The organism is Floridaenema flaviceps BLCC-F50, assembly GCF_041929275.2.
In the GTDB taxonomy this organism is placed as follows: domain Bacteria; phylum Cyanobacteriota; class Cyanobacteriia; order Cyanobacteriales; family Aerosakkonemataceae; genus Floridanema; species Floridanema flaviceps.
Genome location: NZ_JBHFNR020000002.1, coordinates 1,090,875 through 1,113,865 on the forward strand (window position 1 = coordinate 1,090,875; position 22,991 = coordinate 1,113,865).

The 22,991-nt window shown below is 40.2% G+C and carries 33 protein-coding genes; 20 read left to right on the forward strand and 13 right to left on the reverse strand.

Annotation, left to right across the window (positions count from 1 at the left end; translation table 11 throughout):
- Nucleotides 1-90 precede the first annotated feature (90 nt).
- Entirely contained in the window at nucleotides 91-324 is a 234-nt protein-coding gene (locus ACE1CI_RS24900; protein ID WP_413266392.1) for a hypothetical protein, read from the forward strand.
- Nucleotides 325-428: 104 nt separating this feature from the next.
- Here the strand turns inward: ACE1CI_RS24900 and ACE1CI_RS24905 are convergent, their stop codons facing one another.
- From ACE1CI_RS24905 to glpX, 3 genes are all read right to left on the reverse strand, one after another.
- Nucleotides 429-3,416, reverse strand: a complete 2,988-nt coding sequence (locus ACE1CI_RS24905; RefSeq protein ID WP_413266391.1) for a UPF0182 family protein — start codon at nucleotides 3,414-3,416, stop codon at nucleotides 429-431.
- Nucleotides 3,417-4,051: 635 nt separating this feature from the next.
- Complete coding sequence (locus ACE1CI_RS24910) at nucleotides 4,052-5,347, reverse strand: glutamyl-tRNA reductase (RefSeq protein WP_413266289.1); 1,296 nt, start codon at nucleotides 5,345-5,347, stop codon at nucleotides 4,052-4,054.
- Between the two features lie 305 nt (nucleotides 5,348-5,652).
- A complete protein-coding gene (glpX, locus tag ACE1CI_RS24915) occupies nucleotides 5,653-6,690 on the reverse strand; it encodes a class II fructose-bisphosphatase (RefSeq protein WP_413266294.1) in 1,038 nt (345 codons plus the stop codon).
- Nucleotides 6,691-6,941: 251 nt separating this feature from the next.
- Here glpX and ACE1CI_RS24920 point away from each other — a divergent pair, with 251 nt between their 5' ends.
- From ACE1CI_RS24920 to ACE1CI_RS24930, 3 genes are all read left to right on the forward strand, one after another.
- Nucleotides 6,942-7,226, forward strand: a complete 285-nt coding sequence (locus ACE1CI_RS24920; protein WP_413266288.1) for a hypothetical protein — start codon at nucleotides 6,942-6,944, stop codon at nucleotides 7,224-7,226.
- Nucleotides 7,227-7,310: 84 nt separating this feature from the next.
- Nucleotides 7,311-7,985 carry a Uma2 family endonuclease gene (locus tag ACE1CI_RS24925; RefSeq protein WP_413266293.1) on the forward strand — a complete coding sequence of 225 codons (675 nt, stop codon included), beginning with the start codon at nucleotides 7,311-7,313 and terminating at the stop codon, nucleotides 7,983-7,985.
- Between the two features lie 213 nt (nucleotides 7,986-8,198).
- Nucleotides 8,199-8,498 (forward strand): PEP-CTERM sorting domain-containing protein, encoded by a 300-nt coding sequence (locus tag ACE1CI_RS24930; protein WP_413266287.1) that lies wholly within the window; start codon nucleotides 8,199-8,201, stop codon nucleotides 8,496-8,498.
- A gap of 231 nt (nucleotides 8,499-8,729) precedes the next feature.
- Here the strand turns inward: ACE1CI_RS24930 and ACE1CI_RS24935 are convergent, their stop codons facing one another.
- Together ACE1CI_RS24935 and ACE1CI_RS24940 are read right to left on the reverse strand one after the other, a co-directional pair.
- Entirely contained in the window at nucleotides 8,730-8,987 is a 258-nt protein-coding gene (locus ACE1CI_RS24935; RefSeq protein WP_413266286.1) for a hypothetical protein, read from the reverse strand.
- 2 nt (nucleotides 8,988-8,989) lie between these two features.
- On the reverse strand, nucleotides 8,990-9,175 hold the full coding sequence (locus ACE1CI_RS24940; RefSeq protein WP_413266285.1) for a hypothetical protein: 186 nt from the start codon (nucleotides 9,173-9,175) through the stop codon (nucleotides 8,990-8,992).
- A 138-nt stretch (nucleotides 9,176-9,313) separates the two neighbouring features.
- Here ACE1CI_RS24940 and ACE1CI_RS24945 point away from each other — a divergent pair, with 138 nt between their 5' ends.
- The 12 genes from ACE1CI_RS24945 (at nucleotide 9,314) to ACE1CI_RS25000 (ending at nucleotide 15,121) form a co-directional block, all read left to right on the forward strand.
- Entirely contained in the window at nucleotides 9,314-9,736 is a 423-nt protein-coding gene (locus ACE1CI_RS24945; protein WP_413266284.1) for a VOC family protein, read from the forward strand.
- A 190-nt stretch (nucleotides 9,737-9,926) separates the two neighbouring features.
- On the forward strand, nucleotides 9,927-10,241 hold the full coding sequence (grxC, locus tag ACE1CI_RS24950; RefSeq protein ID WP_413266283.1) for a glutaredoxin 3: 315 nt from the start codon (nucleotides 9,927-9,929) through the stop codon (nucleotides 10,239-10,241).
- Nucleotides 10,242-10,317: 76 nt separating this feature from the next.
- Entirely contained in the window at nucleotides 10,318-10,803 is a 486-nt protein-coding gene (gene tadA / locus ACE1CI_RS24955; protein WP_413266282.1) for a tRNA adenosine(34) deaminase TadA, read from the forward strand.
- A gap of 179 nt (nucleotides 10,804-10,982) precedes the next feature.
- Complete coding sequence (locus ACE1CI_RS24960) at nucleotides 10,983-11,708, forward strand: lysophospholipid acyltransferase family protein (protein WP_413266281.1); 726 nt, start codon at nucleotides 10,983-10,985, stop codon at nucleotides 11,706-11,708.
- A 253-nt stretch (nucleotides 11,709-11,961) separates the two neighbouring features.
- The gene (locus ACE1CI_RS24965) at nucleotides 11,962-12,585 is read left to right on the forward strand and encodes a hypothetical protein (protein ID WP_413266280.1); all 624 of its coding nucleotides are present in this window, start codon (nucleotides 11,962-11,964) and stop codon (nucleotides 12,583-12,585) included.
- A 54-nt stretch (nucleotides 12,586-12,639) separates the two neighbouring features.
- Nucleotides 12,640-12,876, forward strand: coding sequence for a BolA family protein (locus ACE1CI_RS24970; protein ID WP_413266279.1), 237 nt, complete (start codon nucleotides 12,640-12,642; stop codon nucleotides 12,874-12,876).
- Nucleotides 12,877-13,035: 159 nt separating this feature from the next.
- Nucleotides 13,036-13,359, forward strand: coding sequence for a Grx4 family monothiol glutaredoxin (gene grxD / locus ACE1CI_RS24975; RefSeq protein WP_413266278.1), 324 nt, complete (start codon nucleotides 13,036-13,038; stop codon nucleotides 13,357-13,359).
- A gap of 583 nt (nucleotides 13,360-13,942) precedes the next feature.
- On the forward strand, nucleotides 13,943-14,188 hold the full coding sequence (locus ACE1CI_RS24980; protein ID WP_413266277.1) for a hypothetical protein: 246 nt from the start codon (nucleotides 13,943-13,945) through the stop codon (nucleotides 14,186-14,188).
- A complete protein-coding gene (locus tag ACE1CI_RS24985; RefSeq protein WP_413266276.1) occupies nucleotides 14,181-14,432 on the forward strand; it encodes a type II toxin-antitoxin system RelE family toxin in 252 nt (83 codons plus the stop codon). The genes ACE1CI_RS24980 and ACE1CI_RS24985 overlap by 8 nt, the downstream gene beginning before the upstream one ends.
- Nucleotides 14,433-14,591, forward strand: a complete 159-nt coding sequence (locus ACE1CI_RS24990; protein ID WP_413266275.1) for a hypothetical protein — start codon at nucleotides 14,433-14,435, stop codon at nucleotides 14,589-14,591.
- Nucleotides 14,592-14,625: 34 nt separating this feature from the next.
- Nucleotides 14,626-14,871, forward strand: a complete 246-nt coding sequence (locus tag ACE1CI_RS24995) for a hypothetical protein (RefSeq protein ID WP_413266274.1) — start codon at nucleotides 14,626-14,628, stop codon at nucleotides 14,869-14,871.
- 7 nt (nucleotides 14,872-14,878) lie between these two features.
- Nucleotides 14,879-15,121, forward strand: a complete 243-nt coding sequence (locus ACE1CI_RS25000; protein ID WP_413266273.1) for a type II toxin-antitoxin system RelE family toxin — start codon at nucleotides 14,879-14,881, stop codon at nucleotides 15,119-15,121.
- Nucleotides 15,122-15,188: 67 nt separating this feature from the next.
- On the opposite strand, the gene ACE1CI_RS25005 is transcribed toward ACE1CI_RS25000, so the two are convergent.
- From ACE1CI_RS25005 to ACE1CI_RS25025, 5 genes are all read right to left on the reverse strand, one after another.
- The gene (locus ACE1CI_RS25005; protein ID WP_413266272.1) at nucleotides 15,189-15,428 is read right to left on the reverse strand and encodes a hypothetical protein; all 240 of its coding nucleotides are present in this window, start codon (nucleotides 15,426-15,428) and stop codon (nucleotides 15,189-15,191) included.
- A 35-nt stretch (nucleotides 15,429-15,463) separates the two neighbouring features.
- Entirely contained in the window at nucleotides 15,464-16,288 is an 825-nt protein-coding gene (locus tag ACE1CI_RS25010; protein ID WP_413266271.1) for a CFI-box-CTERM domain-containing protein, read from the reverse strand.
- 170 nt (nucleotides 16,289-16,458) lie between these two features.
- Nucleotides 16,459-16,641 (reverse strand): hypothetical protein, encoded by a 183-nt coding sequence (locus ACE1CI_RS25015; protein WP_413266270.1) that lies wholly within the window; start codon nucleotides 16,639-16,641, stop codon nucleotides 16,459-16,461.
- A 171-nt stretch (nucleotides 16,642-16,812) separates the two neighbouring features.
- Nucleotides 16,813-17,079: a hypothetical protein gene (locus ACE1CI_RS25020; protein ID WP_496615793.1), complete on the reverse strand. Its 267-nt coding sequence runs from the start codon at nucleotides 17,077-17,079 to the stop codon at nucleotides 16,813-16,815.
- Between the two features lie 99 nt (nucleotides 17,080-17,178).
- On the reverse strand, nucleotides 17,179-17,442 hold the full coding sequence (locus ACE1CI_RS25025; RefSeq protein WP_413266268.1) for a hypothetical protein: 264 nt from the start codon (nucleotides 17,440-17,442) through the stop codon (nucleotides 17,179-17,181).
- A 163-nt stretch (nucleotides 17,443-17,605) separates the two neighbouring features.
- Between ACE1CI_RS25025 and ACE1CI_RS25030 the strand changes: the two genes are divergently transcribed.
- From ACE1CI_RS25030 to ACE1CI_RS25040, 3 genes are read left to right on the forward strand one after another with little or no spacing between them, the layout of a single operon-like run.
- Nucleotides 17,606-19,015: an ATP-binding protein gene (locus ACE1CI_RS25030; protein WP_413266267.1), complete on the forward strand. Its 1,410-nt coding sequence runs from the start codon at nucleotides 17,606-17,608 to the stop codon at nucleotides 19,013-19,015.
- Complete coding sequence (locus ACE1CI_RS25035; protein WP_413266266.1) at nucleotides 19,012-19,257, forward strand: type II toxin-antitoxin system RelN family antitoxin; 246 nt, start codon at nucleotides 19,012-19,014, stop codon at nucleotides 19,255-19,257. The genes ACE1CI_RS25030 and ACE1CI_RS25035 overlap by 4 nt, the downstream gene beginning before the upstream one ends.
- Nucleotides 19,247-19,603, forward strand: a complete 357-nt coding sequence (locus ACE1CI_RS25040) for a type II toxin-antitoxin system RelE/ParE family toxin (RefSeq protein WP_413266265.1) — start codon at nucleotides 19,247-19,249, stop codon at nucleotides 19,601-19,603. The genes ACE1CI_RS25035 and ACE1CI_RS25040 overlap by 11 nt, the downstream gene beginning before the upstream one ends.
- A gap of 98 nt (nucleotides 19,604-19,701) precedes the next feature.
- On the opposite strand, the gene ACE1CI_RS25045 is transcribed toward ACE1CI_RS25040, so the two are convergent.
- On the reverse strand, nucleotides 19,702-20,355 hold the full coding sequence (locus tag ACE1CI_RS25045) for a Uma2 family endonuclease (protein ID WP_413266264.1): 654 nt from the start codon (nucleotides 20,353-20,355) through the stop codon (nucleotides 19,702-19,704).
- A 62-nt stretch (nucleotides 20,356-20,417) separates the two neighbouring features.
- On the opposite strand from ACE1CI_RS25045, the gene ACE1CI_RS25050 reads away from it, so the two are divergent.
- The gene (locus ACE1CI_RS25050; protein WP_413266263.1) at nucleotides 20,418-20,771 is read left to right on the forward strand and encodes a DUF4058 family protein; all 354 of its coding nucleotides are present in this window, start codon (nucleotides 20,418-20,420) and stop codon (nucleotides 20,769-20,771) included.
- Between the two features lie 57 nt (nucleotides 20,772-20,828).
- On the opposite strand, the gene ACE1CI_RS25055 is transcribed toward ACE1CI_RS25050, so the two are convergent.
- Together ACE1CI_RS25055 and ltrA are read right to left on the reverse strand one after the other, a co-directional pair.
- Nucleotides 20,829-21,158, reverse strand: a complete 330-nt coding sequence (locus ACE1CI_RS25055; RefSeq protein ID WP_413266262.1) for an RNA-guided endonuclease InsQ/TnpB family protein — start codon at nucleotides 21,156-21,158, stop codon at nucleotides 20,829-20,831.
- Nucleotides 21,159-21,258: 100 nt separating this feature from the next.
- A complete protein-coding gene (gene ltrA / locus ACE1CI_RS25060; RefSeq protein ID WP_413266261.1) occupies nucleotides 21,259-22,911 on the reverse strand; it encodes a group II intron reverse transcriptase/maturase in 1,653 nt (550 codons plus the stop codon).
- Between the last annotated feature and the right edge of the window lie 80 nt (nucleotides 22,912-22,991).

The following is a 22,991-nucleotide window of genomic DNA, read 5'->3' on the forward strand; positions in this document are numbered from 1 at the left end:
AAATAAGAGCGCTAAAGCGCAACAACGTACTTTAGTCTTGGTTCATAAATCATTTAAAATAAGCAAGGAACTATGAACAATAAATAAACAATGCGTTGTGCAATTTCGAGTAGTGCTGGTCAAATTTTAGCGAAAGGTCGTTTGTTAATCCAGAAGGATGAAAATGGCGAACAAAGGTTGACTTTTTTGAGCGATCGCGGCAAGTTAATTACCGGAGGAATTATCGGTGAAGATGGGGAAATGAGTGCTGCTAGTGAAGAGTTATTTCGCGGATTTTTTACCGCTTGGGGAGTCAGTGGCGTGACAATTATTGTTAGTAAGTAATAAGTAGGTAGATATAAATAAAGTGAAAACTCTTGTGGGGCGGGCATCCTGCCTGCCCCATCCTTAAATAACTATTATTACTTTATTTATTTACACCTACTTAATTATTGAACACTTTCTGACGGTACAGTTTCCACCGGACGAACAATAGGTGCGGGATTTGATTGTTTAGGTTGGAAAATTGCATTTAATGCTTGTTCTAAAGTTTCTGCCATCACAATGCGGTTTTCATAAGCAACAATTACCCGCACTAAAGTTGGCACGCTATTTTGTTCTGCTTCTAAATAAAGTGGTTCAACATAAAGTAGCGACTTTTCGATCGGAATAATTAATAAATTACCTTGAATTGCCTTTGAACCTTGACGATTCCACAGAGAAATTTGCTGAGAAATTACGGGATCTTGGTTAATTAAAGCTTCGATTTGTTCTGGCCCAAAAACTAATTGTTGTTTAGGGAATTGGTACAGTAATAAATTACCATATTCTGCACCATCAGAACGACCTGCTAACCAAGCAATTAAATTTGTTCTGCCTTTAGGTGTAAAAGGAAGTAATAAAATAAATTCTTCCTCTTTGGCAGTAGGCAATTTCATGATTAAATAATAAGGTTCGACTGTTTGTGGTTTACCCCCATAAATTTCTGTAGGAATTTGCCATAAATCTTCTCGATTATAAAAAACTCTAGGATCTGTCATGTGATAAGCGAGTAATCTTTCCGATTGAATGCTGTAAATATCGATCGGATACCGCAGATGACTGCGAAGTGCAGCTGGCATTGCAGACAGAGGTTGAAACATCTTCGGAAAGATAGCAGATAAACTTTTAATAATTGGATCTTTGGGGTCAGCAACATAAAAATCAACATCGCCGTTGTAGGCATCAATGACTACTTTTACCGAGTTTCTAATATAGTTAAATTGATTATTTCCGGGGTCAGAATAGGGATAGCGATCGCTAGTAGTATAAGCATCTATAATCCAGAACAAATGGTTTCTAATATTCTTCGCTATTTCTGATTCTTGAGGAACATCTGTGACTACTAAATAAGAAGATTTATCATAAGTTAAAAAAGGTGCGATCGCTCGAACTCTTTCGTTAATATTGCGACGAAATAACACCTTAGTTTGCTCAGTAATATTCCCCGTTAATAACATTTGCCAATCATTCAAATATTTGGCAAACACCCATTTTCGCCACCAAGCACCAATTTTAATTCCCCCAAAACCATCGTAAGTGTTATAAACGTTATCGTCTCCACTGGGATAATCAAATTCTTTGGTTTTGGTGTTAGTCATCACATAAGTATCCGAAATTTCCCCATAATAAATTCGCGGATTACTAGTAGGAATACTGTAGCGAATTAGCGGATTTGATGTTTGTAAATTACCACTATTTGTTGCTGTGCCTATATCTTTAACGAAATAATCTGGTAATCCTCCTGGTGCAGCTATATTTACTGGACTCATTGTAAATCCATAACCATGAGTATAAACTAAATGTTGGTTTACCCAGGTTTTAGCTGCTTCAGGAACGTCATTATAATCTAACTCTCTAGCAGCTAGAATTACTTGTCTTTTTTCGGTTTCTTTAGGCTTTAAAGTTGCTAAAGTATAGCGCTCTATATCTGCACTAGGAAATCTATAATAAGGTCGAAACTGTTGTAATTGTCGATTAGTTTCTAAAAGTGGCTGGGTATCCCAAACGCGAATATTCCGAATAGTTTGATTATTCTTGATTAGATCGGTCTCAGTTAATCCGCCTTGAGGAATAAAAGTTTTCACTTCAACTTTATCTAGTTGAAATGCTTCTCTAGTTAATTTAATACTGTTTTCAATAAAAGCAGTTTCCCTGCTTACTTCGTTGGGTTGAACAACTAATTGTTGGACAACTGGAGGAAGAATAAATGAAAATACAAACAAGCTAGAAAAAAGTAACAGAAAAGCGCTAGTCAATAAAAAATGTAAACTGCGTTTTTCTAGTGGTTTTTTTCCCTTGGTGGCTGATTCAGGAAAAAGCGATCGCCAAAATAGTAAAATAGCGATCGCCAATCCCACCAAACTGAGCAAAGTATAAATTGGTAATTGCACCGTAACATCAGTAAAACTCGCGCCGTAAACTACGCCTTGAGTTGAATATAATAACTCATAACGCCGCAACCAATAGCTATAAGATATGCACAGCATGAGTGCGCCACCGAGTAATAATAAATGCTTTTGCTGCGGTTGATTAAAACCAGAAAATTTCCCTTCACTTAAGCTATTTCCTGATAGTAAATAAATTAAAATTACAGCTATAAAAGCAAATAAAAATAATCCTAAAAACCAAAATTCTAATAATTGCCAAAGTGGTAAACTAAAAACATAAAAGCCAATATTTCGATGAAATAAAGGATCTTTACTTCCAAAAGATTGTGCTTGGAAATATTGTAAAAATTTGATCCATTCACCTGAAAAAACTAGCCCGAAACAGAGACTCATTAGAATTGCGATCGCTTTTAAAACAACTCTATGTTTAATCAGAACTATTAGGAAAATTACTGCTATAAAAATTAATTGCCAAATAGGAGAAATTCGCAAGTTCTGCCAAATTGATGTGGGATCGAAATGCGCGGGAATAGTACTCGATACAACTGTAACATCTACATTTGGCTGCCAATAGGTGAAAGCAATTTTACTATAATGAAAAACCAGCAATCCTGTCAGTAAACTTAACCCAATTGTGCAAGTTAACAGCCAAAATAAACCGAAACTAAAACTTCGCCGCTCATCTTTAGTTTTATCTTTAGTTAAAAGCGGAGTTTTTCTCGGTTCAGGAAATGACGAATTAGGCGCAGGATAACGATAACGTTCCGCAATACTTATATTAAACAGCAAAAAGATTAGTGATAAAGGTGCGATCGTCCATAAACCTAACTGAGTTCCCAACCGTACCCAAAAAGCTAATAAATAATTAACCTCATTAAACCATAAAGCTTCTGCTATTAAGCGGCATAATAGCTCTACACCCAACCATAAACCCAATAACCATAAAATAATTTGGGCAAATCTAGGTAAAACTCGTTCCGACTCTCGTTTTTTAATGTTAGATTGCATTATATTGCAGTCAAATCAATGAAACTTCAGCCTTTTCGATCCCCCTAAATCCCCCTTACAAAGGGGGACTTTGAATCTCTTTTTCCCCCTTACAAAGGGGGACTTTGAATCTCGTTCCCACCTGACAAAGGGGGACTTTGAATCTCTTTTTCCCCCTTACTAATGAGGACTTTGAATCTCGTTCCCACCTGACAAAGGGGGACTTTGAATCTCGTTCCCACCTGACAAAGGGGGACTTTGAATCTCGTTCCCACCTGACAAAGGGGGACTTTGAATCTCGTTCCCACCTGACAAAGGGGGACTTTGAATCTCGTTCCCACCTGACAAAGGGGGACTTTGAATCTCGTTCCCACCTGACAAAGGGGGACTTTGAATCTCGTTCCCACCTGACAAAGGGGAACTTTGAATCTCGTTCCCACCTGACAAAGGGGAACTTTGAATCTCGTTCCCCCCTTGGTAAGGGGGGTTAGGGGGGATCTAACCGATAATCTTTGTAACTACCAATTTTAATTAAAATTATCTCCGTCTACCCCTAAAAACTATTTTAGATTTCAGATTTCAGATTTTCCAACCAAAAACCCGAAACCCAAAATCTAAAATTACTTGGTTATTAAACAGCTAACTGAAGTTTTCAATTATACTGCTTCACCTGATTGAGCTTCCGTACTCAAATTAAACAGCAATTGCAAAGATTGCATTGCTCTGCGTCTCGCCTCAATATCTTGTTGGGCGCGTAATTGTACCATTGGATCGTGGAGAATTTTATTCACAATTCCCCTAGTCAACGCTTCAATTACCTCTTGATGTCTTTCTGCGAATTCAGTACCCAAACGAGACAGAGCTTTTTCTAACTCTTGAGTGCGAATCGTTTCCATTTTATCGCGCAAACAGCTAATAGTAGAAACAGTTTCCAAACTGCGCCACCACATATCAAAAGCTGCAACTTCTTCCTCTAAAAGTGCTTCCGCTTCTTGTGCCATTTGTCTGCGACTTTCCTGATTTTGAGCCACAACAGCCTTCAAATCATCCACATTAAAAGCGTGAACATGGGAAATTTCATTAACATCAGCAGCCACGTTGCGCGGTACAGAAATATCGAACAACATCAAAGAGCGACTACCATCCAAAACCGCTTCTAACTTAGAGCGATTTAAAATTGGCTCAGTTGCAGAAGTACTAGTAAAAACGATATCAGCAGACGCTATTGCCGTCATCATTTCTGATAGCGGATGTAACTTAATTTCTACTTCTTGGAACTGACTCGCTAACTCTTGGGCACGTTGCATAGAGCGATTCACAATACAAATTTGTGTTGCTCCTTTGCCGATCAAATGTTGTACCAAAAGGCGCGACATTTTCCCAGCACCCAAAATAGTTACCCGACTGGTAGTTAAAGCCGAAACTTTGATTTGTGCTAATTCCACAGCAGCGGAGCTAATGGAAACAGCGCCAGTACCGATGTTAGTTTCAGTACGAACTCGCTTACCAGCAGTGATCGCTGCTTTGAGTAATTGATTTAAAATTCGTCCGATACCTTTGTACTGCTGACAAACCTTTTGGGTGTTTTTAACCTGAGCCAGAATTTGTCCTTCTCCCAAGACTAAGCTATCTAACCCAGCGGCTACCCGCATTAAGTGCATGACAGCATCTTCATGCAACAAAATGAACAGGTGTCGCCTAAGTTCGCCCATTGGTAACTTGCTGTAGTCTGAGAGAAACTGACGTACTTCAGAGATTCCTTGTTCGGTTTCTGAGAGTACCACGTAAATTTCCAGACGGTTACAAGTGCTGAGAATGGCAACTTCTTCAATATGAGGATAATTTTTCAGTTGCGCGATCGCACTTTCCGTCTGCGCTTCGGGAATGCTCAGTTTTTCACGAATTTCAACTGGTGCTGTTTTGTGACTAAGCCCTACTACTGCAATATTCATTTGCTAATGGTTAATTGCTAACGGCTAATTGTTAATTTGGTAGTTGGTAATTGGCTGATATTCTTACTATTATCCATTACTGATTACCAATTACCTATAAATCTTGAAATCAGGCAGCTGGAAAATCAGGCAAAAGCCCAAATATATTACAAGATAAAAGAGAAATAGGTAAAGTTTAGAAAAGAATCTTTACTTTTTTAGCTTTACCTTCACCCTTGTCCCTCTAAGACATCATAAAGGAAAGGCAACCAGGGAAAAGAAAAAACTGTTCCCCCTTCCCTGTTCCCTGTTCCCTTTCTTGATGACTATTTCAATTGCAAATTCTTGGGATTGTCGAACAAGTGAATTGTATCCACAAAGCGAGCGGTCTTCGACTGAGTAGAAATTACCAAGCTTTGAGTTCTTGCGCCGCCGTGGAAGAAGCGAACTCCTTCCATTAAAGTTCCGGGAGTGATACCGCAAGCAGCGAACAACACAGTGTCCCCAGAAGCTAGTTCATCGGCATTGTAAACCTTGTCAGGATCGGTAATTCCCATTTCCTTCAAACGGGCAATATTGCCTTCTCTGCTTTCGCCAATCAAGCCAGTTTTGACCACTTCTGGATCGTAAATCAGCTGTCCTTGGAAGTGTCCACCCAAGCAGCGCATAGCAGCCGCAGAGATCACACCTTCGGGTGCTGCACCAATACCCATCAAACAGTGAATATTGGTTCCTGCAAAAGCGCAGGAAATAGCAGCAGAAACGTCACCATCGCTAATTAAACGAACTCTTGCGCCTGCGTTGCGAATTTCCTGAATTAACTCCTTGTGACGGGGACGATCCATCACTACCACTACCAATTCGTCAATCTTCCGATCCATGCACTCAGAGAGGATCTTGAGGTTTTCGGTTGCTGACTTGTTAATATCTACATGACCAGCCGCTACCGCAGGTGCAGCGAGTTTCTTCATGTAGAAGTCAGGCGCAGCAAATAAACCACCTTTTTCCGAAATTGCTAGCACTGCCATTGAGCCTGGTTGCCCATAAGCTACTAGGTTAGTGCCTTCGCAGGGGTCAACAGCGATGTCAATTTCTACTAATTCATCAGGGTTACAAAAATCTTTGGCATCTTCACGGGTGCAAATACCCACTTCCTCACCAATGTAAAGCATGGGGGCTTCGTCACGTTCCCCTTCTCCGATGACAATGCGACCCCGCATATGTATCTTGTTCATCCGTTCCCGCATAGCTTCCACAGCTACTTCGTCAGCGGTGTTTTTCTCACCTTTACCCATCCAGTGAGAAGAAGCGATCGCCGCTTGTTCCACAACTTCAATAATCTCCAATCCGAGCGTACTTTCCAACACGGGGTCTGTCCTCCCAAGGCTTATTTAGGCAATAGTTCGTCTGGCTCTAACAGTTTTCAAGTCTATCAGAGCGTGGATACCTCTGCTGAATCCTCTTTGTAATACCTCTGTAAAGTTTTGCTGCTAATGCCTGACCTTGGGGACTGGGGATTGGGGACTGGGGACTGGGGACTGGGTAGTGGCTTCTGATTCTAAAAGGTAATGCCAATATTTTTGTTACTTTTTAATAACTTGTTTAGGTGATAGTTATGCAGACTAAAGTAGACTCTCTGCGATCGGCAATTAATACTCTTAAGCAACATCAAGATAAACTGGAATCTAAACTGCGTAAAACCCAATTTGAAAAATTACTGTTTAACTTGGAAGAAATTAATTTAGACATAGAACGTTTGGCAAGTCAATTGATTAGTTTCGTAGAACAAAATGAATCAGAAGAAGAGCTAGAAAGAATTTTTGCATCTTTCCAATATGGTTCGATTCCTCATATTACAGGGCATTTGGAAACTATAGAGGAACTACTCGAAAAAGAGTAGCAATTAGAGATGGCGATCGCTCAACATAAATCTCAAGTAAATTTTGCTATCTTTATTTTTAGTAAGGCTTTTGGTCGTTATCCCATGACAGCACCAATTCAACCCCTGAGTCAGCCAGAGATTTTCTACCCCGAAAGCGATGGTCAGCCAATGGCAGATAATACTAAACAATTCCGCTATATCGTGACAATTCAAGGGGGATTAGACTCGCTATTTAAAGATAATCCCGATGTTTTTGTTGCTGGTGATTTACTTTGGTATCCCGTCGAAGGGAATAATACTATTCGGCAAGCACCTGATGTAATGGTAGTGTTTGGTAGACCAAAAGGCGATCGAGGTTCTTATCAACAATGGCGGGAAAATAATATTGCGCCGCAAGTAGTTTTTGAAGTGCTTTCCCCCGGTAATCGTTTCGGAAAAATGTTAAATAAATTTCGGTTTTACGAACGTTACGGCGTGGAAGAATACTATGTTTATGACCCTGAGAATGGCAATTTAGAGGGATGGTTGCGATCTGGTACAGAACTAAGTGAAATTGACTCAATGGAAGGTTGGGTAAGTCCTAGTTTAGGAATTAGGTTTGCAGTAGTAGAAAATGAGTTGCAACTTTATCGACCTGATGGGCAAAAGTTTGCTAGTTATGTGGAGATCGATCGACAACGTGAATTAGCAGAACAAAGAGCATTACAAGAAGCCCAACGTGCAGAAAGATTAGCAGAAAGATTGCGAAGTTTGGGGATAAATCCTGATGATGTTTGATTGGGGAAATTTGCGATCGGATGCTACCTTCTACTGATTTTTTGTACTCATATATTCCACCAGTTCCAACGTCCGCCTGCCTTATCAATTCGCAGGCTAATAGCGAAAGTCCTCTGAAGAGGACTGAATATTTAACTTACAATTCATTTGTTTTTAGTCCACTTAAGTGGACTTGAGCTATTAGCCCGGAAATTGATTTCCGGGCGGGATGAAATGGCAGATGCAAGAGTAGTAAGATCAACTTTTTTTGATTTACCCGACACAGGAAAATGGGAACCCATCTCCATTTCATTTACTACGAATAAAAGTATTCAGTTAACTTTGGAAGACTTCGTTGCTTCGTGGGGAGTTGCTGGCGATGTTTACTTCGACAATATCCGTTTAGAAGCAGTGGTTCCAACCAGTAAATCTGTTCCCGAACCATCTTCGATTGTTGGGTTGCTGACAGCCATGATTTTTAGTGCTGCTTTGCTAGGTCAAAAAAAGCTAGGTTCCTCCAAATCAACACCATGAAGTAATCAAAATATAACTCAAAATTGTATTAACGAGGTTGCTGATTCAACGGATAATAATCATACCAATTACGGACAGCGAACTACATAACAAAGAGCAATCCTGCCACATAAGCAAGTGTTAAACTGTTAGATGACATTAGTAACGCTAAAACTGGCAGGATTACCCGCGAAATAGTGCCAATTATAGCAGGTTATAAATCTGCGATAATGTTGTGCGATCGCCAAACATTCACGCCTCATCATCATCAGGCAAACTTTCCATTTCTTCAGCAATCAAATTTTGGAAATCTTCCCCACAATGAACATTTAAATGTACAGCACAAGCCAACAACTCCGCCAAAATTTCAGCTTGCTGTTTTCCACTGAGATTAGTTAACTGAAGTTGATAAATCAAAGCTTGAACTTTAGTACATTCTTCACCCAACTCCGTAATCAAAGTGTTGAGAGTGGGACTTTTAATTGGAAGGGGGCGATCGCTTAATTGCATAACTATTTACCTAAACGTTTTTGAGCTTGCTGAATTCCTTTCTCAAAAGCTCGAATCTCACTTTCCCAATGTCTTATTAAACCTCGATCGGGAAAATCCTTTTCCGATTCTATTCTAATCTTTTCTAAATGTTCAGCAATACGTTGCCTTAAACTGCGAATTGCCTTTTTATGGTTCTTTTTACCCATATTGACTAATCTAAAAATTCTACTCCACAGTTATACAGTTTAGAGAATTACTTTGTCTGGGCAATGAGTACCATATTTTTACCACTTCCTAAAGATGATCTAATCTAAATAAAGATAATCGATCGCAAGGAACCCAACATGGTTGATATTGGATTTACACATATTGCACTTCCCGTCTCAAACATAGAAAAAAGTATTGAATTTTACACAACTTATGCTCAAATGCAGGTAGTTCACCGTCGCATAGATGCAACCGCAGGGGTAGCAGTCGCTTGGCTGAGTGACAATACTCGACCATTTGTAATTGTACTAATTCAAACCAATTCAGTGCAGCCAATTCTCTCTCCATTGGCCCATCTGGGAGTAGGCTGTAAAAGTCGGGAAGCAATGGATGTGCTTTGTGACCAAGCTCGTCAGGAAGGCATATTAGTTGAAGAACCCAAAGACTCAGGTTATCCTGTCGGATATTGGGCTTTCTTGCGAGATCCAGATGGTCATACGCTAGAACTATCATACGGGCAAGAAATAGGTCTGACAGTGGAAAAAGCAGCGAATGTCTAGTACAAACTGATAGTTTTTTCCTGATAATATTTTCCATAAAATTTGCTTTAATAATTCAGCGATAATGTAATGCGATCGCTAAATTCCATAAATCCTTATCTCTCACCATAAATCTAAATCCACATCCGTGTTTATCTGTGTTCATCTGTGGTAAAAAATAATCACGCCCTCTAATTTCAGGAAAACCAAAATGTTAGACTTCCTCAACCCAATTTTAGGACGACATCCAGAACGGATCAAAGCCAACGTAGAAATTTACACCTGGCAAACTTGCCCTTATTGCATTCGTGCCAAAATGTTGCTTTGGTGGAAAGGCGTAAACTATACCGAATATAAAATAGATGGGGATGAAGAAGCGAGAAACAAAATGGCAGAACGCGCCAACGGACGCAGAACAGTTCCCCAAATATTTATTAACAATCAACACATTGGCGGATGTGACGACATTTACAAATTAGATACTGAAGCTAAACTAGACCCATTATTAACCCAATCAGCCACATAAAACCAAAAAATTAGTCCGCGCAGGCGGACTTAGTTTGTATAGCCCCAGACTTCAGTCTGAGGTATTTAACGGCGAAATGATACCCCTAACCTACGAAACACACCAAAAATGGATGAGCCGCGCCCTTGAACTCGCCCAAACTGCGGCAGAGGAGGGGGAAGTGCCTGTAGGTGCGGTGATTATTGACGGTGATGGTAACTTATTAGCAGAGGCAGAAAACCGCAAGGAACGGGACAAAGACCCCACCGCCCACGCCGAAATTCTGGCTTTGAGAGAAGCGGGAAAAGCTCTGCAAGATTGGCATTTAAACCAATGTACTCTCTACGTTACCCTGGAACCATGTCCGATGTGTGCAGGTGCGATCGTCCAAGCTAGATTAGGAATGCTAGTTTATGGCGCAGACGATTCCAAAACAGGCGCAGTGCGTACAGTAGCCAACATTCCCGATAGCGCCTGCTCTAATCATCGCTTAACTGTAATTGCCGGAATTTTGGAATCTGCCTGTCGTCAGCAGCTACAATCTTGGTTTAAGCAAAAAAGACAGAATTTTGCCGATCGATAAGATAGCTTTCCATCTCCTCCTGTTCCCCGTTCCCTCTTAATTGTCAATCCAAAATCTAAAATCTAAAATTTCAAATCGAATGACAGCGTTTTAACTGTCCCTACACACCAGACAATTGAGCCAGAAAACTTTACGGTGAAAATTGGGATGATTAAATATATTTACTAGCCATCTTTTGTATGATGACTCAAGTTGATTCCTCCTCACGTTCATTGGCAACCATAACATCGACAAATCTTAGCTCTAGCGTTTCTCCTGGGATAGCATCTTTGGCTTATCCGATCGGACGATACATAGTTCTTCCGGTTTACTTTGGGCAAATTTCTGTAAAAGGTCGGGAAAATCTACCTCAAGAAGGGCCTTTAATTTTTGCTCCTACCCATCGTTCTCGCTGGGACCCCTTTATGCTAGGCTATGCCGCAGGACGAGATATTACAGGTCGAGATCTGCATTTTATGGTTTCTGCCAATGAAATGTTAGGAATTCAAGGCTGGTTTATCCGTCGCATGGGAGGTTTCCCCGTAGATACAGATCATCCCGGAATTAGCAGCATCCGTCACGGCATTGAGTTACTGCAACAAGAAAAAGTTTTGGTGATGTTTCCCGAAGGCAATATTTTCCGGGAAAACTGCATTCAACCACTCAAACCTGGTTTTGCTCGGATAGCATTGCAAGCAGAAGCTAGTAAATGTAATTTGGGAATTAAAGTAGTTCCGATCGCCATCAAGTATAGTCAAGAAGTCCCGCATCGCGGTTGCAACGTTGCCATTAACATCGGTTCTCCCCTCAAAGTAGTTGATTATCGGAGCAATAATGTCAAACGCAGCGCCCAGAGTTTAACAGAAGATTTGCAAGCTTCCCTAACTTCGCTTTATCAATGCCCTCTGAGTCAAAGCCTCAGTTAAACATAACTAGGGCTTGCTCATCGCCAAACCAAAAATTGTTCAGCCTGTTACACTCAAATCCCAACCTTATTCGACTTACGCTCGCCTCCCGGTTTTTTAACGTAATGGGGTTATTTCAGCGTCAGGGTAGTAACGAAAAACCGGGTTTCTTGGCCTACAGTGCGTATGCCCTACCTTATTCGACCTGGTAATGTTAATATACTCCGAAGTTAATATCCACCCTAGATTTCTGCAAAGAAAAAAAGCTGAGTTCATGGTGTTTCCTGCAAATGTTCGCTTCTTTTACCTTAGCGGTTTGACTTCTCTGGCACTTATGGCAGCTTTTTGTCTGCCTTTATCAGTAAGCGCCCAAACAGAACCACCCGCTACTCCCGCATCTCCCACCCAACCTCAGCCTTTGGAAGGGACAGATGCCAACCAACTACGTCCTCTAAATCAAGATAACACTTTACTGAGCTTGCCAGGAGGACAGCGACTAATGGCTGAGGCTAGTAGTGCAGTTTCTTCCCAAGATTATGCCTTAGCAGTGAAGAAACTCCAAGAAGCTCGCCAGGTTTTTAACCAGTTATCTAATTTTTATCAAGAACTGGCTGCTAGTTTTTCGGGAATAGACAACCGCATTGCGGATAGTCAACGAAAAAAAGCGGTAGAAACTGCCCAAATGCGCGATGAAGCAACCTATCAATTAGCATTGGTACATCGGGCGCAAAATAAGCCAGAATTAGCTGTACCCTTGCTGGTGCAAATTATTCGATCGCAAAATCCCACGCGAGATTTAGGGAAAAAGGCTTATCAGCAACTATTTGAATTGGGTTTTGTGGATTCTCCCTTTCCGAGAAGTAATAGCGATCGCCAACCTACTTCATCAACCCAATAATTTAATCTACACTAAAAACAAACTGTCAAATCTTTGTTACGTGAGAGGAATTGCATGATTAGCCCAGAACAGGTTAAGGCGATGATTGTGGCACAAATGCCTGATGCCAAAGTGGAAGTGCAAGACTTGACTGGTGGTGGAGATCACTATCAAGTTAGTGTCGTTTCTTCCATGTTCGCAGGTAAAGGGCTAGTTCAACAGCATCAAATGGTTTATGGTGCCTTACAACAGGCGATGTCTACTGAGGCTATCCACGCCTTAGCACTAAAAACCTCTACCCCAAAATCTTAAACTGTAGCTTGGTTTGCTTGACCAAGCTGGATGTTATCGTTAAACTAACAAAGTTACAGTAGAATTTACATCCACTTGGGCGCAACCCAAAGCAAGTTGTAACATTCTAATTAAAGCGATCGCAAGCGAGCGTCAGTTGCGCGAATTTACTAAACAACTATGACACCAGAACTCAAAGACCGGATTGATAAGTTAATCCAAGAAAATAAGGTTTTAGTATTCATGAAGGGCAACAAACTCATGCCCCAGTGCGGTTTCTCCAACAATGTAGTACAAATTCTTAACACATTGGGAGTACCATACCAAACTGTAGATGTGTTAGCCGATCCTGAAATTCGTCAAGGAATTAAAGAGTATTCTAACTGGCCTACTATTCCCCAAGTTTACATCAATGGTGAATTCGTTGGTGGTTCAGATGTGATGATTGAGCTTTTTCAAAATGGGGAATTACAACAAAAGGTAGAAGTTGCCCTAGCATCGTAAATTCTGTGATTAATTAACTCAGTATTCCCTTTAACTAACTGGGTTTTAACTTATGAAAACGTCTACAAGCATTTGCTAAAACTTTTGCGTTGTAGGCGTTTTTATTTCGTTTATTAGGTGATATGTCTCCGGGAGGCTACACCAACGCATTTTTGCAAAATCGGGAAAAATGTTATCTTAACTATTAGATAAATAAGTAGTTGATTTTAGCAAATTAATATGACCGCAGTTCAAAAAACAATAGATGTCAATGAACAAGCTAAGGTAATCTACGATTAATGTGAAAAAGAAATCGGTAAAATCAGCGAATCAAATGTTCAGAAGACTTGTTGAGTGTTAAATACATTAAAAATGCGATCGCATTTGAGAAAAGATAGGGACGCGCTGCAATCTTGGCAGGCTACGCCAACGCTTTTTCTAAAAAAGATGGAGATGTGCGATATGCAATCTTGGCAGGCTACGCCAACGCATAAAAGCAGAAAATTTAGAGTGCGATATGCCTTTAGTTAACCGTGCAGATCTATGAATGGAGCTTAAAGCGGTATATAATAGACCAAAAATTAAATGTTTAAAAAGCGAATTTATGCCTACTTATAACGAAGTACTCAATCAAGTTCAACAACTTTCTATATCCGAGAAATTGCGATTATCAGAAGAATTAAAAAACATACTTAATCAGGGAGTGGAAGTTGAAGGCGATTCGGAAGTGATTCCAGCTGAAGAAATAGCTGAAAGTGAAGCAGCTTGGCAAGATTATTTAGCAGGACGCGATCGCGGAATATCTTCAAAAGAACTAAAGCAAAAGCTGTTTGGAGAAAAAATTGACTGATTATATTCTTTTGAAACCAGCGCAACGCTATCTAGAACGGATGCAGCCAGATGACCAAATGCGTATTGTTAATGCCTTGGATGCTTTAATTAAAGATCCTACAGCACTGGATATCAAGCCACTTAAAGGTCGCACTGAATCGCGTTTGCGAGTTGGTAAGTATCGGGTGCTGTTTACAGAAGATAGAGAGAATGAATTATATATTGTGACTGCGATTGGTTCTCGTGGAGATATTTATAAGTAGGTGCGATCGCATGAAAGCAGAGAATTAGAGTGCGATCGCTTTTGGGAAAAGATGGGGATGTGCGATATGCCTCCGGCAGGCTACGCCAAAGCTACTCCCTTCACCCAAAAATTTATATTTGCGGAATTTGGGATGAATGCAGCTTCAAGTGGTATATAATAGACCAAAAATTAAATGTTTAAAGATCGAATTTATGCTGACTTATAATGAGGTACTCAATCAAGTTCAACAACTTTCTATATCTGAGCAACTGCGGTTATCAGAAGAATTGAAAAATATACTTAATCAGGGGGTAGAAGTTGAAGGCGATTTGGAAGTGATTCCAGCTGAAGAAATAGCCGAAAGCGAAGCTGCTTGGCAAGATTATTTGGCGGGACGCGATCGCGGTAACTCACTCAAGGAATTAGAGTTAGAACTTTTTGGGAGGGAACTTGATTGAATGGAATTTGACAATTCTAAATTCACCAAAACGCTACTTGAAAAAGTTGCCGCTACCAGAACAGGAACGTATTGTCCGGGCTTTGAAAATACTATTGGCAGACCGACAAATGGTAGATATAAAACCACTTAAAGGTCGTCCTGAATGGCGACTAAGGGTGGGTGACTACCGCATACTGTTTCTGATAGATGATGAAAACAAAGTATATATAGTGACTAAAATTAGTCCGCGTGGTGATGCGTATAAATAGTGCGATCGCGCAGCGATGCGTAGCATTATCGCTTTTTCCAGAAAAGATGGGAGTGTGCGATCGCTTATCAAGTGAAAACTGCTGGAATTAGTTTAATCCCTTTCTGAGCAGCTACATAAACTCTGTGTCTTCCACTATATACTTCGTAAGGGGGTGTACCTTTGCGGAGTGCGATCGGATCTGATTTGCTGTGAATTAGACGTTCGATAGAGTCAGGAGAATTTTCTATTGAGCGTATTTTACCCTCATTGAGTTCGCTTCTCTTAGGAACTCTAATATCTGACATTTTTACAGGTGTAGTTTCCATACTATTTTCTCTCTACTTTAGTAATTTTTAACTCTTTATTTACGCATCCACTCAGCTAAACGTCCTAGTTGCTTTCTGACAAAGCTTTTGATTGCTGGCTGTTTTTCCACATATTTAGCTATGCTAGGGCCGATTTGGTAGTAGAGCTTAACTAGCTTTTTACCAACAGCATTAGTTAAGAGTTTTTTATCCCTAAAATTGCGAAATGTGTCTAAGTCTAGGTGCAAGGGAGTTGAGTAAGCTGCTGTGGTGATGAAACAGCCATCACTGTTACTATTACTAATTTTGGTATCACTGGCTGTACCTGGTACAAGACAGCTTTTCTTAGAACAGCATCTTTCAAACTTAGAACACATTTTTTCAAATACTTCATTCAATTCACTGAGGTCTTTTCCGATCCCCTTAGCTTCATTTATTTGTTTTCCTAGTCTTGCTGTTTCCCCCAAAGTTTTGCAACTTCCAACAATTTTTTCATAATAAATTTTATACTGTGCATAAGTAGAATATTTAAGAGCATCGTGATTGGCTAAAGAATCAACTACTTTTTGACTTTTTTCAAGAAAATTTAAGGCTTTATCATAATCTTCAAGTTTATTAAAGCAATGCGCTATGTGAGTAGTCAATGTGCCAATCAAAATAGTATAGCTAATTTGATTTTCTATAAATTCAGATGAGTAGCCAAGACCTTTTTCTTGAATTGAGTCACTAAAGTGGCACGCAAGGCAAATGGACGCTAGAGATTCGGTATATTCTTCCAATGCTGCTTTAAATTTTCCTTGTTCTACAAGTCGGTCGCCACTTTGGAAATACCCAATCGCTCCTTGATTGTACTGTTCTTCTAATTCAAATATAGAAGGCATTGTAAACTCCTTTGATTTATGTATAAAATGCACAAAGAGATTGAGCTAAAGCGATCGCCTACTCTAAACCCTCTCGCCATCCTTCCCACTTCTGTGGTGCGTTAAAGAAGTTTAACGCACCCTACATTTCTGCATAGTCGATTGGAGAAAGCGATCGCAATTTTTCTCCATCAATCCTTCCATTTCTGAAGCGTAGTTGCATAGAAATTCGCTTTACGCCAAGCTTCATCAGCGGAAGAGGCTGTACCAGCAGGTTCATTGCCAACAGTTACTTCGCCAGTATTTTCGTCCCAATAATAAGGGTATGCAGAACCTGTTGGCGTTTTAACTTCACCCATGTACTTTTTAGCCATAAGCACTCTCTTAATCTTTGTAGGATGCAACTAAATTTCAGGATTAACTAAACTCTAACTAGCAGGTTTAATCAAGCGATCGCCCACTATTAACCATCTCCCCATACTTCCGTCTACTGAGGTGCGTCAACGAAGTTAAACGCACCCTACAGTTAGATTTCTGATGCCTGCCTATCTAGCTCTTTTTTCGGCATCTGTTAGTTGTCTTTCAGTCCAGCCACCGTATCTTTTGTTAAGAACATAAGCTGCTATGTTTTGATTATTGCTATCTCGAATCAATATGTTCCAGTTTCCGTACTTGTCCTCAAAGGCATGATGATGAACACGGTTAGCATTCCCAGAAACAAGCTCCATAGTGACTCCACTTGAGCCAAGATCTACCAATCTGATTGTAATCTCGTCACCACTAGGTGTTCTAAATCTTACTACATCAGCCATAATAGACTTTAATTACTTTAATTAGGTTTAAACTAAAAAGATGAAAACTTTTAATCTGTTCTTTTAGGACACAACTGCATCAACGAATCCAAACTTCTACTAAAGCAATCCCTTATCTTTCAGGTATGCTATTGCAATCTGTACAACTTCTCGCATCCCCCCAAGCCTTTTTCTTTTGCTGATAGAACTATGGTTATAAGTTATATCATCAGTGATTGGGTTGTAATCAAAGTTTACATGAGGATATTTAGTTGATTGACCAATTGGACGTACTGAAATTGTGTAAGTACCGTCCGGTTTAGAGCCTGTTTCTTGTTGGTACTCATGGACACCATCTCCTACTGGCTCCCACGTTCCGCTCATAAAGGATTCCTTACTTAGGTTGATTAGTAGCTACTACAACAAGATTATCTTTACAAATTAAGCTCTGTCAGTCGGAATTGTCGGTACTTTCCCAACCCGACAAGATCGGAAAATGTCAGAAAGATCGGATAAAATAGCAGAAACCATAGCAAATCTCTAATCTATGGATATTCAAACAGTTCTAAAACTTGCTGACGAGCTAGTTTTTGCAAAAACAGGAAAACACTTAGAATACCTGCAAGAAGCTATACTCCGGGGTGCAATACAAGATCAGAAATATTCCCAAATTGCGGAAGAATTCCATTTGAGTGAAGGTCATATCAGGGATGTTGCTTCAGACTTATGGAAAATTCTGTCGGATGTGTTAGGAGAAAATGTTAATAAAGCAAATGTTCGCTATATCTTGAAAAGAGGTAATTCTTACCATGTGTCATCAGCTATTGGCACAAGTTTTGTAGGAATTAATAACGTTAACATTTGTCCAGAAAATTTCCGATCGCACACTCCCACACAACAACCCCAACAAACCCCAAAATCGCACATCGACTTAGGCGACGCACCGGAAATTTTCAGCTTTTTCGATCGCACTCCCCAACTAACCACCCTAGAAACCTGGATCTTACAACAACACTCTCGCCTCATCGCCATTTTAGGCATTAGTGGAATCGGCAAAACCACCCTTTCACTACAACTAATTGAACAAATCAAACACAACTTTGAATACATAATTTATCGCAGTCTGCGCTTTTCCCCAACCCTAGAAACAACCCTCACCAACCTAATACAAATCTTCGCGCCAAAATCAGAAACTCCCCAAAACATTGAAACCCAACTTTCCCAACTTATCAACTACCTCCGCCAGCATCGTTGTTTAATTATCCTTGATGATATACATACCATTTTCAGCAGCAAACAACTTGCCGGACAATATCAAACTGGTTATGAAAATTATCACTTATTTTTTCAACTAATTACCCAAGTTAATCATCAAAGTTGTTTGATAGTAAATACTTGGGAAAAACCTAGAGAAGCAGTCCAATTAAAAAAAGAAAATAATGCCATAAATTGCTTATTGTTAGAAGGTTTAGGAGAAGCAGCTAAAGAAATTATTAGAGAACAAGACTTATTAGATGAAGACTGTTGGCAAACTTTGATCGAACAATATCAAGGTAATCCGCTTTGGTTAGAATTTACTGCTAACCTAATTAAAGAGTTATTTGCCGGAAAAGTCTCAGAGTTTTTGCAATGCGATACACTGATTTTAAGCGAAGCTTTGCAAGCACAATTAGACCAACAATTTCAACGTTTAACATCATCAGAAATCGCCGTAATGATTCAGCTATCTAACGAAAATGAACCTGTTTTTTTAGCACATCTCATCAAAAATGTAAACTTACCAACTTCAGAATTATTAAATGCAATACAATCAGTGGGAATGCGTTTGTTGTTAGATACGAAAGAAGACGATCGGACAAGGTTTTTTAGTTTAAATCCAGTGTTGAAACAGTATGTTAAAAATCGATATACTGAAAGAAACAATAACTACCTACCAAACCCGATCGCCAATGTATGAAAGCAATTGAAACCACAGCCACAATTAATGAAAATGGCGAACTTACGCTAGATAAATCCCTAGAAGTTACCAAACCACAGCGGGTTCGTGTTATCGTTTTACTTTCCGAAGAAGACGAAATCGATCCTGATGAAACACCAACAGCAATAGTTATAGAAGGAATTCGCCAAGGTTTACATGAAGCTTTAACAGGACAAACTCTACCCCTATCGGAAATGTGGGAAGATATTGATGCAGAGTGAACCATCAGCGATCGAAATTGCTCTTACTCCTCGCTTTAAAAGGGATCTCCGAGAACTTGCTAAACGCTATCGTTCAATTCGTAGCGATCTCCAACCATTAATTGAGCAACTTCAAGCTGGTGAACTCCCTGGAGATAGAATTGCGGGAGTTAAATATCAGGTTTTCAAAGTTCGTCTCAAAAATAGCGATATTCAAAAAGGAAAAAGTGGAGGCTATCGAGTCATGTATTATCTGAAAACTGAGCAAGGAATCATACTTGCTACAATTTATTCTAAATCCGATGTTTCAGATGTGAGTAATGAAATAATTGAAGAAGCGATCGCACAATATGAACAAGAAATTTAATCGGCTCAACATTTTCATCCATTAGATACTTGAGTGCCATTCTTTCTCTGTCTTTCCATTTTAAGTTTTTGCAGTCTCATTGCAGGTTTAACTATTCTCTATTTCTGCTGACTGAGCCAATCTTCAAATTCTAGTAAGGCTTGACTGGTGCCAATTTGTTTGGCTCGTTCTATCGCTTTGGGAATTATCTCTCGAATCGCTAAATTGGGAATTGTGGGACTAGTTTCAGACTCAATATAGCGATCGCCCTGCAACAAATTAATCATAAGTTTGCCGGAATCATAAATCCAAATTTCCGGTACTTTAATAGCAAGATAAGCTTGAGTTCGAGTTTTAGAGGTTACATCACTTTCGATCGCTAAATCAGGGGGTGGATCGATAGTCAAGTCAATTCGATCCTTTCCGATTACTGCCTGTTGATTTTGAATATAAAAACATTCATCAGGCTCAACTCCCGCTGCTTCTTCCCGTTTGAACGTACTCGATCCCAGAGGTTCCCAATTGCGTCCCTGCGATCGTAATATCGCTTTCACCAAATCAGCAATCAGGATCTTTGCCCGTTCATGTTCTGGCAATGGAACCATGATTTCTAATTTTCCTTCGCTGTAAGCAATTCGAGAATTCCGCCGTTCACCTAACTCCGCCAAAATCTCCTCAAATTCCTGCCAAGTCACCTCTTTGAGCGTCGCGATACTGCCAGGGGCTAATTCAAGCTGGCTAATGGGCTTAACAACGGGGGTGGCGATCGTCATAAAGTTAACTCCTTTCAGGACTGCTTTTACAATAGACTTATTAACGGCAAGAGGTGTGGTTTATGTCGCCCCAATTTCCGGGAATGAATCCCTATCTGGAAAACCCTCAATTGTGGTCAGAGGTTCATTTCGGGCTGATTTCGGTGCTGGCGCGATCGCTAAATGCAGTGATTACACCTAAATATCGGGCGGCAGTGGAAAAACGAGTTTATTCAGATACGCTGCTGGTTGGCATTCCCGATGTTGCAGTATTTCAGCGAAGCTCTAAGATAACTGAACCTCAACAAAGCGTAGTCACTTTGAGTGAACCATTGGTTGTGACAGTACCGATTGTAGAAGAAACCCAAGAGCGGTTTTTAGAAATTCGAGAAGTGGGAACAGGAACAGTAGTAACGGTGGTAGAAGTACTGCTCTGAAAAACCTATCCAAACCTAACTAAACTTGTTAATTTGAGTTGGTGTTTTCTTCCTGCTTCAACCAAGGGTGTCGGCACCAACTTGTCCACAGGCGTTAAGTTCAGGTCGAGCCGACCTTACTTTTTCAGGTGGGGCATTTTCCAAGTTAATTGAGGCGTTTAAATCTCTGTCTATTACGCTGTCACATTTCTGGCAATTAAACACTCTATCTGAAAGTTTCATTTCCTGAATGTGTCCACAGCAAGAACAGGTCTTGGATGAAGGAAACCATCGGTCAACTAGCTCAACTTTGGTTCCATAGTGGTTTTGTTTATAAACCAATTGACGACGCACTTCATAGAAGCAATTATCACTAACTGCTGATGCAAGTTTGTGGTTCGCCATCATCCCTGAGACGTTTAAATCCTGTCGGGTAAGGATTGGGTATTGCTACCCGCACCTCCCCTAAGAACCGTGCTTGTCAGTTTCCCAACACACGGCTCAAGCTTTACTTCAAGCCATTCAACTTGGGTTTTGAGTGTACCTGTTTGTGACACGCTGCGTGTAGGTGCATTAGGTTGTCTGTGTCGTCAGAGCCACCTTTTGCGACAGGTATTATGTGATGAGTCTCTAGTTCTTCACCGTTGAATAGTGGGTCGCCACATACGGGACATTTCCAGTTTTGGAGTTTAGCAACGTTATAGTATTTGCTGTTTTTCTCCCAGTAGACCTTACCGTATTTGTCTGAGCGTTTTTCCCAATATTCTCTAAGATTTGCGTTGTCTGGGGAGTTTGTGCCAGCAACTTTTATGTGTCGCTGTATTGGAACTTTGGCAATATTAAAGAGCATAATGTCCTTTGTCTTGCCTTGGCGTTCTGTCTGTACACAGAACGTCCAATCTACTCCTTTGACTCGTTTGAAGTATCGATGTTTGACCCATACTTGTGATTTGTTGGGGTGTCTACGCTTTGCCCAACGCCAGAGGTACTGCCATACTCGGTGTGAGATATAGCAAAAGGTTTCTTTGCTAACTACTCCTCTGTAGTAGTTAGCAAAACCCCTGAGAATGGGATTCAGTTTTGCTATGACTTTTTCCTGTGTGGCTCCATCTAGTTTTTTAATTTCTTCTCCTATCCTTTTACAGAAGGCGAGTACTTTCTTCTTGGATGGCTTGATTAATAGTGTGCCATCGTAGTGCCTTAGATTAAAGCCAAGGAAGTCAAAACCATCTTCTATTGGTGTTATCACCGTCTTCTCAGAGTTGAGTTCAAGTCCTCTTTGCTTCATCCATGCTTGTATCTGGTTCTGGGCTTTTTCGAGACTAGCTTTGTCCCTAGCTGTAACTATAAAGTCATCAGCATATCTAACCACACCAAGTTTGGGGTTGGTGGATTTTATGTATGTTTCTAATCCATGCAATCCTATGTTGGCTAGGAGGGGCGAAATAACTCCTCCTTGTGGGGTACCCTGTTCTGTTGGGTTGAACTCTCCTTTAAGAACGAAACCAGCTTTCAACCATCCTTTTATTAGTTCATATCCTGGGAAATCCCTAATACTTTCAAGGATAGATTCGTGGGCGATATTGTCAAAGAAGCCTTTAATGTCAGCTTCTAGAACCCATTTGTCATTGCTGCCGTTATTTTTTGACGACAGCCTAATAAAGGATTGTCCGATAGCATCCTGACAACTTCTTCCAGGTCGAAACCCATAGCTGTGTGCTTCAAACATGGATTCCCATTCAGGTTCTAGTGCGTTCTTTGTTATTAGCTGTAAGACTCTATCTCTAATAGTTGGGATACCAAGTGGACGTTTCTTGCCATTGGGTTTAGGTATCATTACCCTTCTAGTAGGCTTAATATCAACCTTACCCCATTTGTTCGCAAGTTTTACTCTTTGGGCAGGGGTGTTAATAACCTCCTTATCAATCCCCGCTGTCTTTTTACCATCGTTGGTTTGAGTAATTTGTCTGATTGCTAATAACAGGTTTGCGTAGCTTCTAAGCATTAACTTCTGCAAGTTTCTTAGTTTGCGGAAGTTACCAAGTTGTTTGGCACGAAATATTCTTTGTCTTAGGTTTCTAACAGCTTTCTTGACTCGGTGCCAGTTTATTTGGCTCCAGTCCTTCAGCTTATCTTCGGTTCCGTTTATGCGATATAGCATATCTAACTTGTGCCTTAGTTCGTTACCCTTTACATTTCTTATTTCGTGTAAAACCCAGATGAAGTCTGCTATTCCTTTCG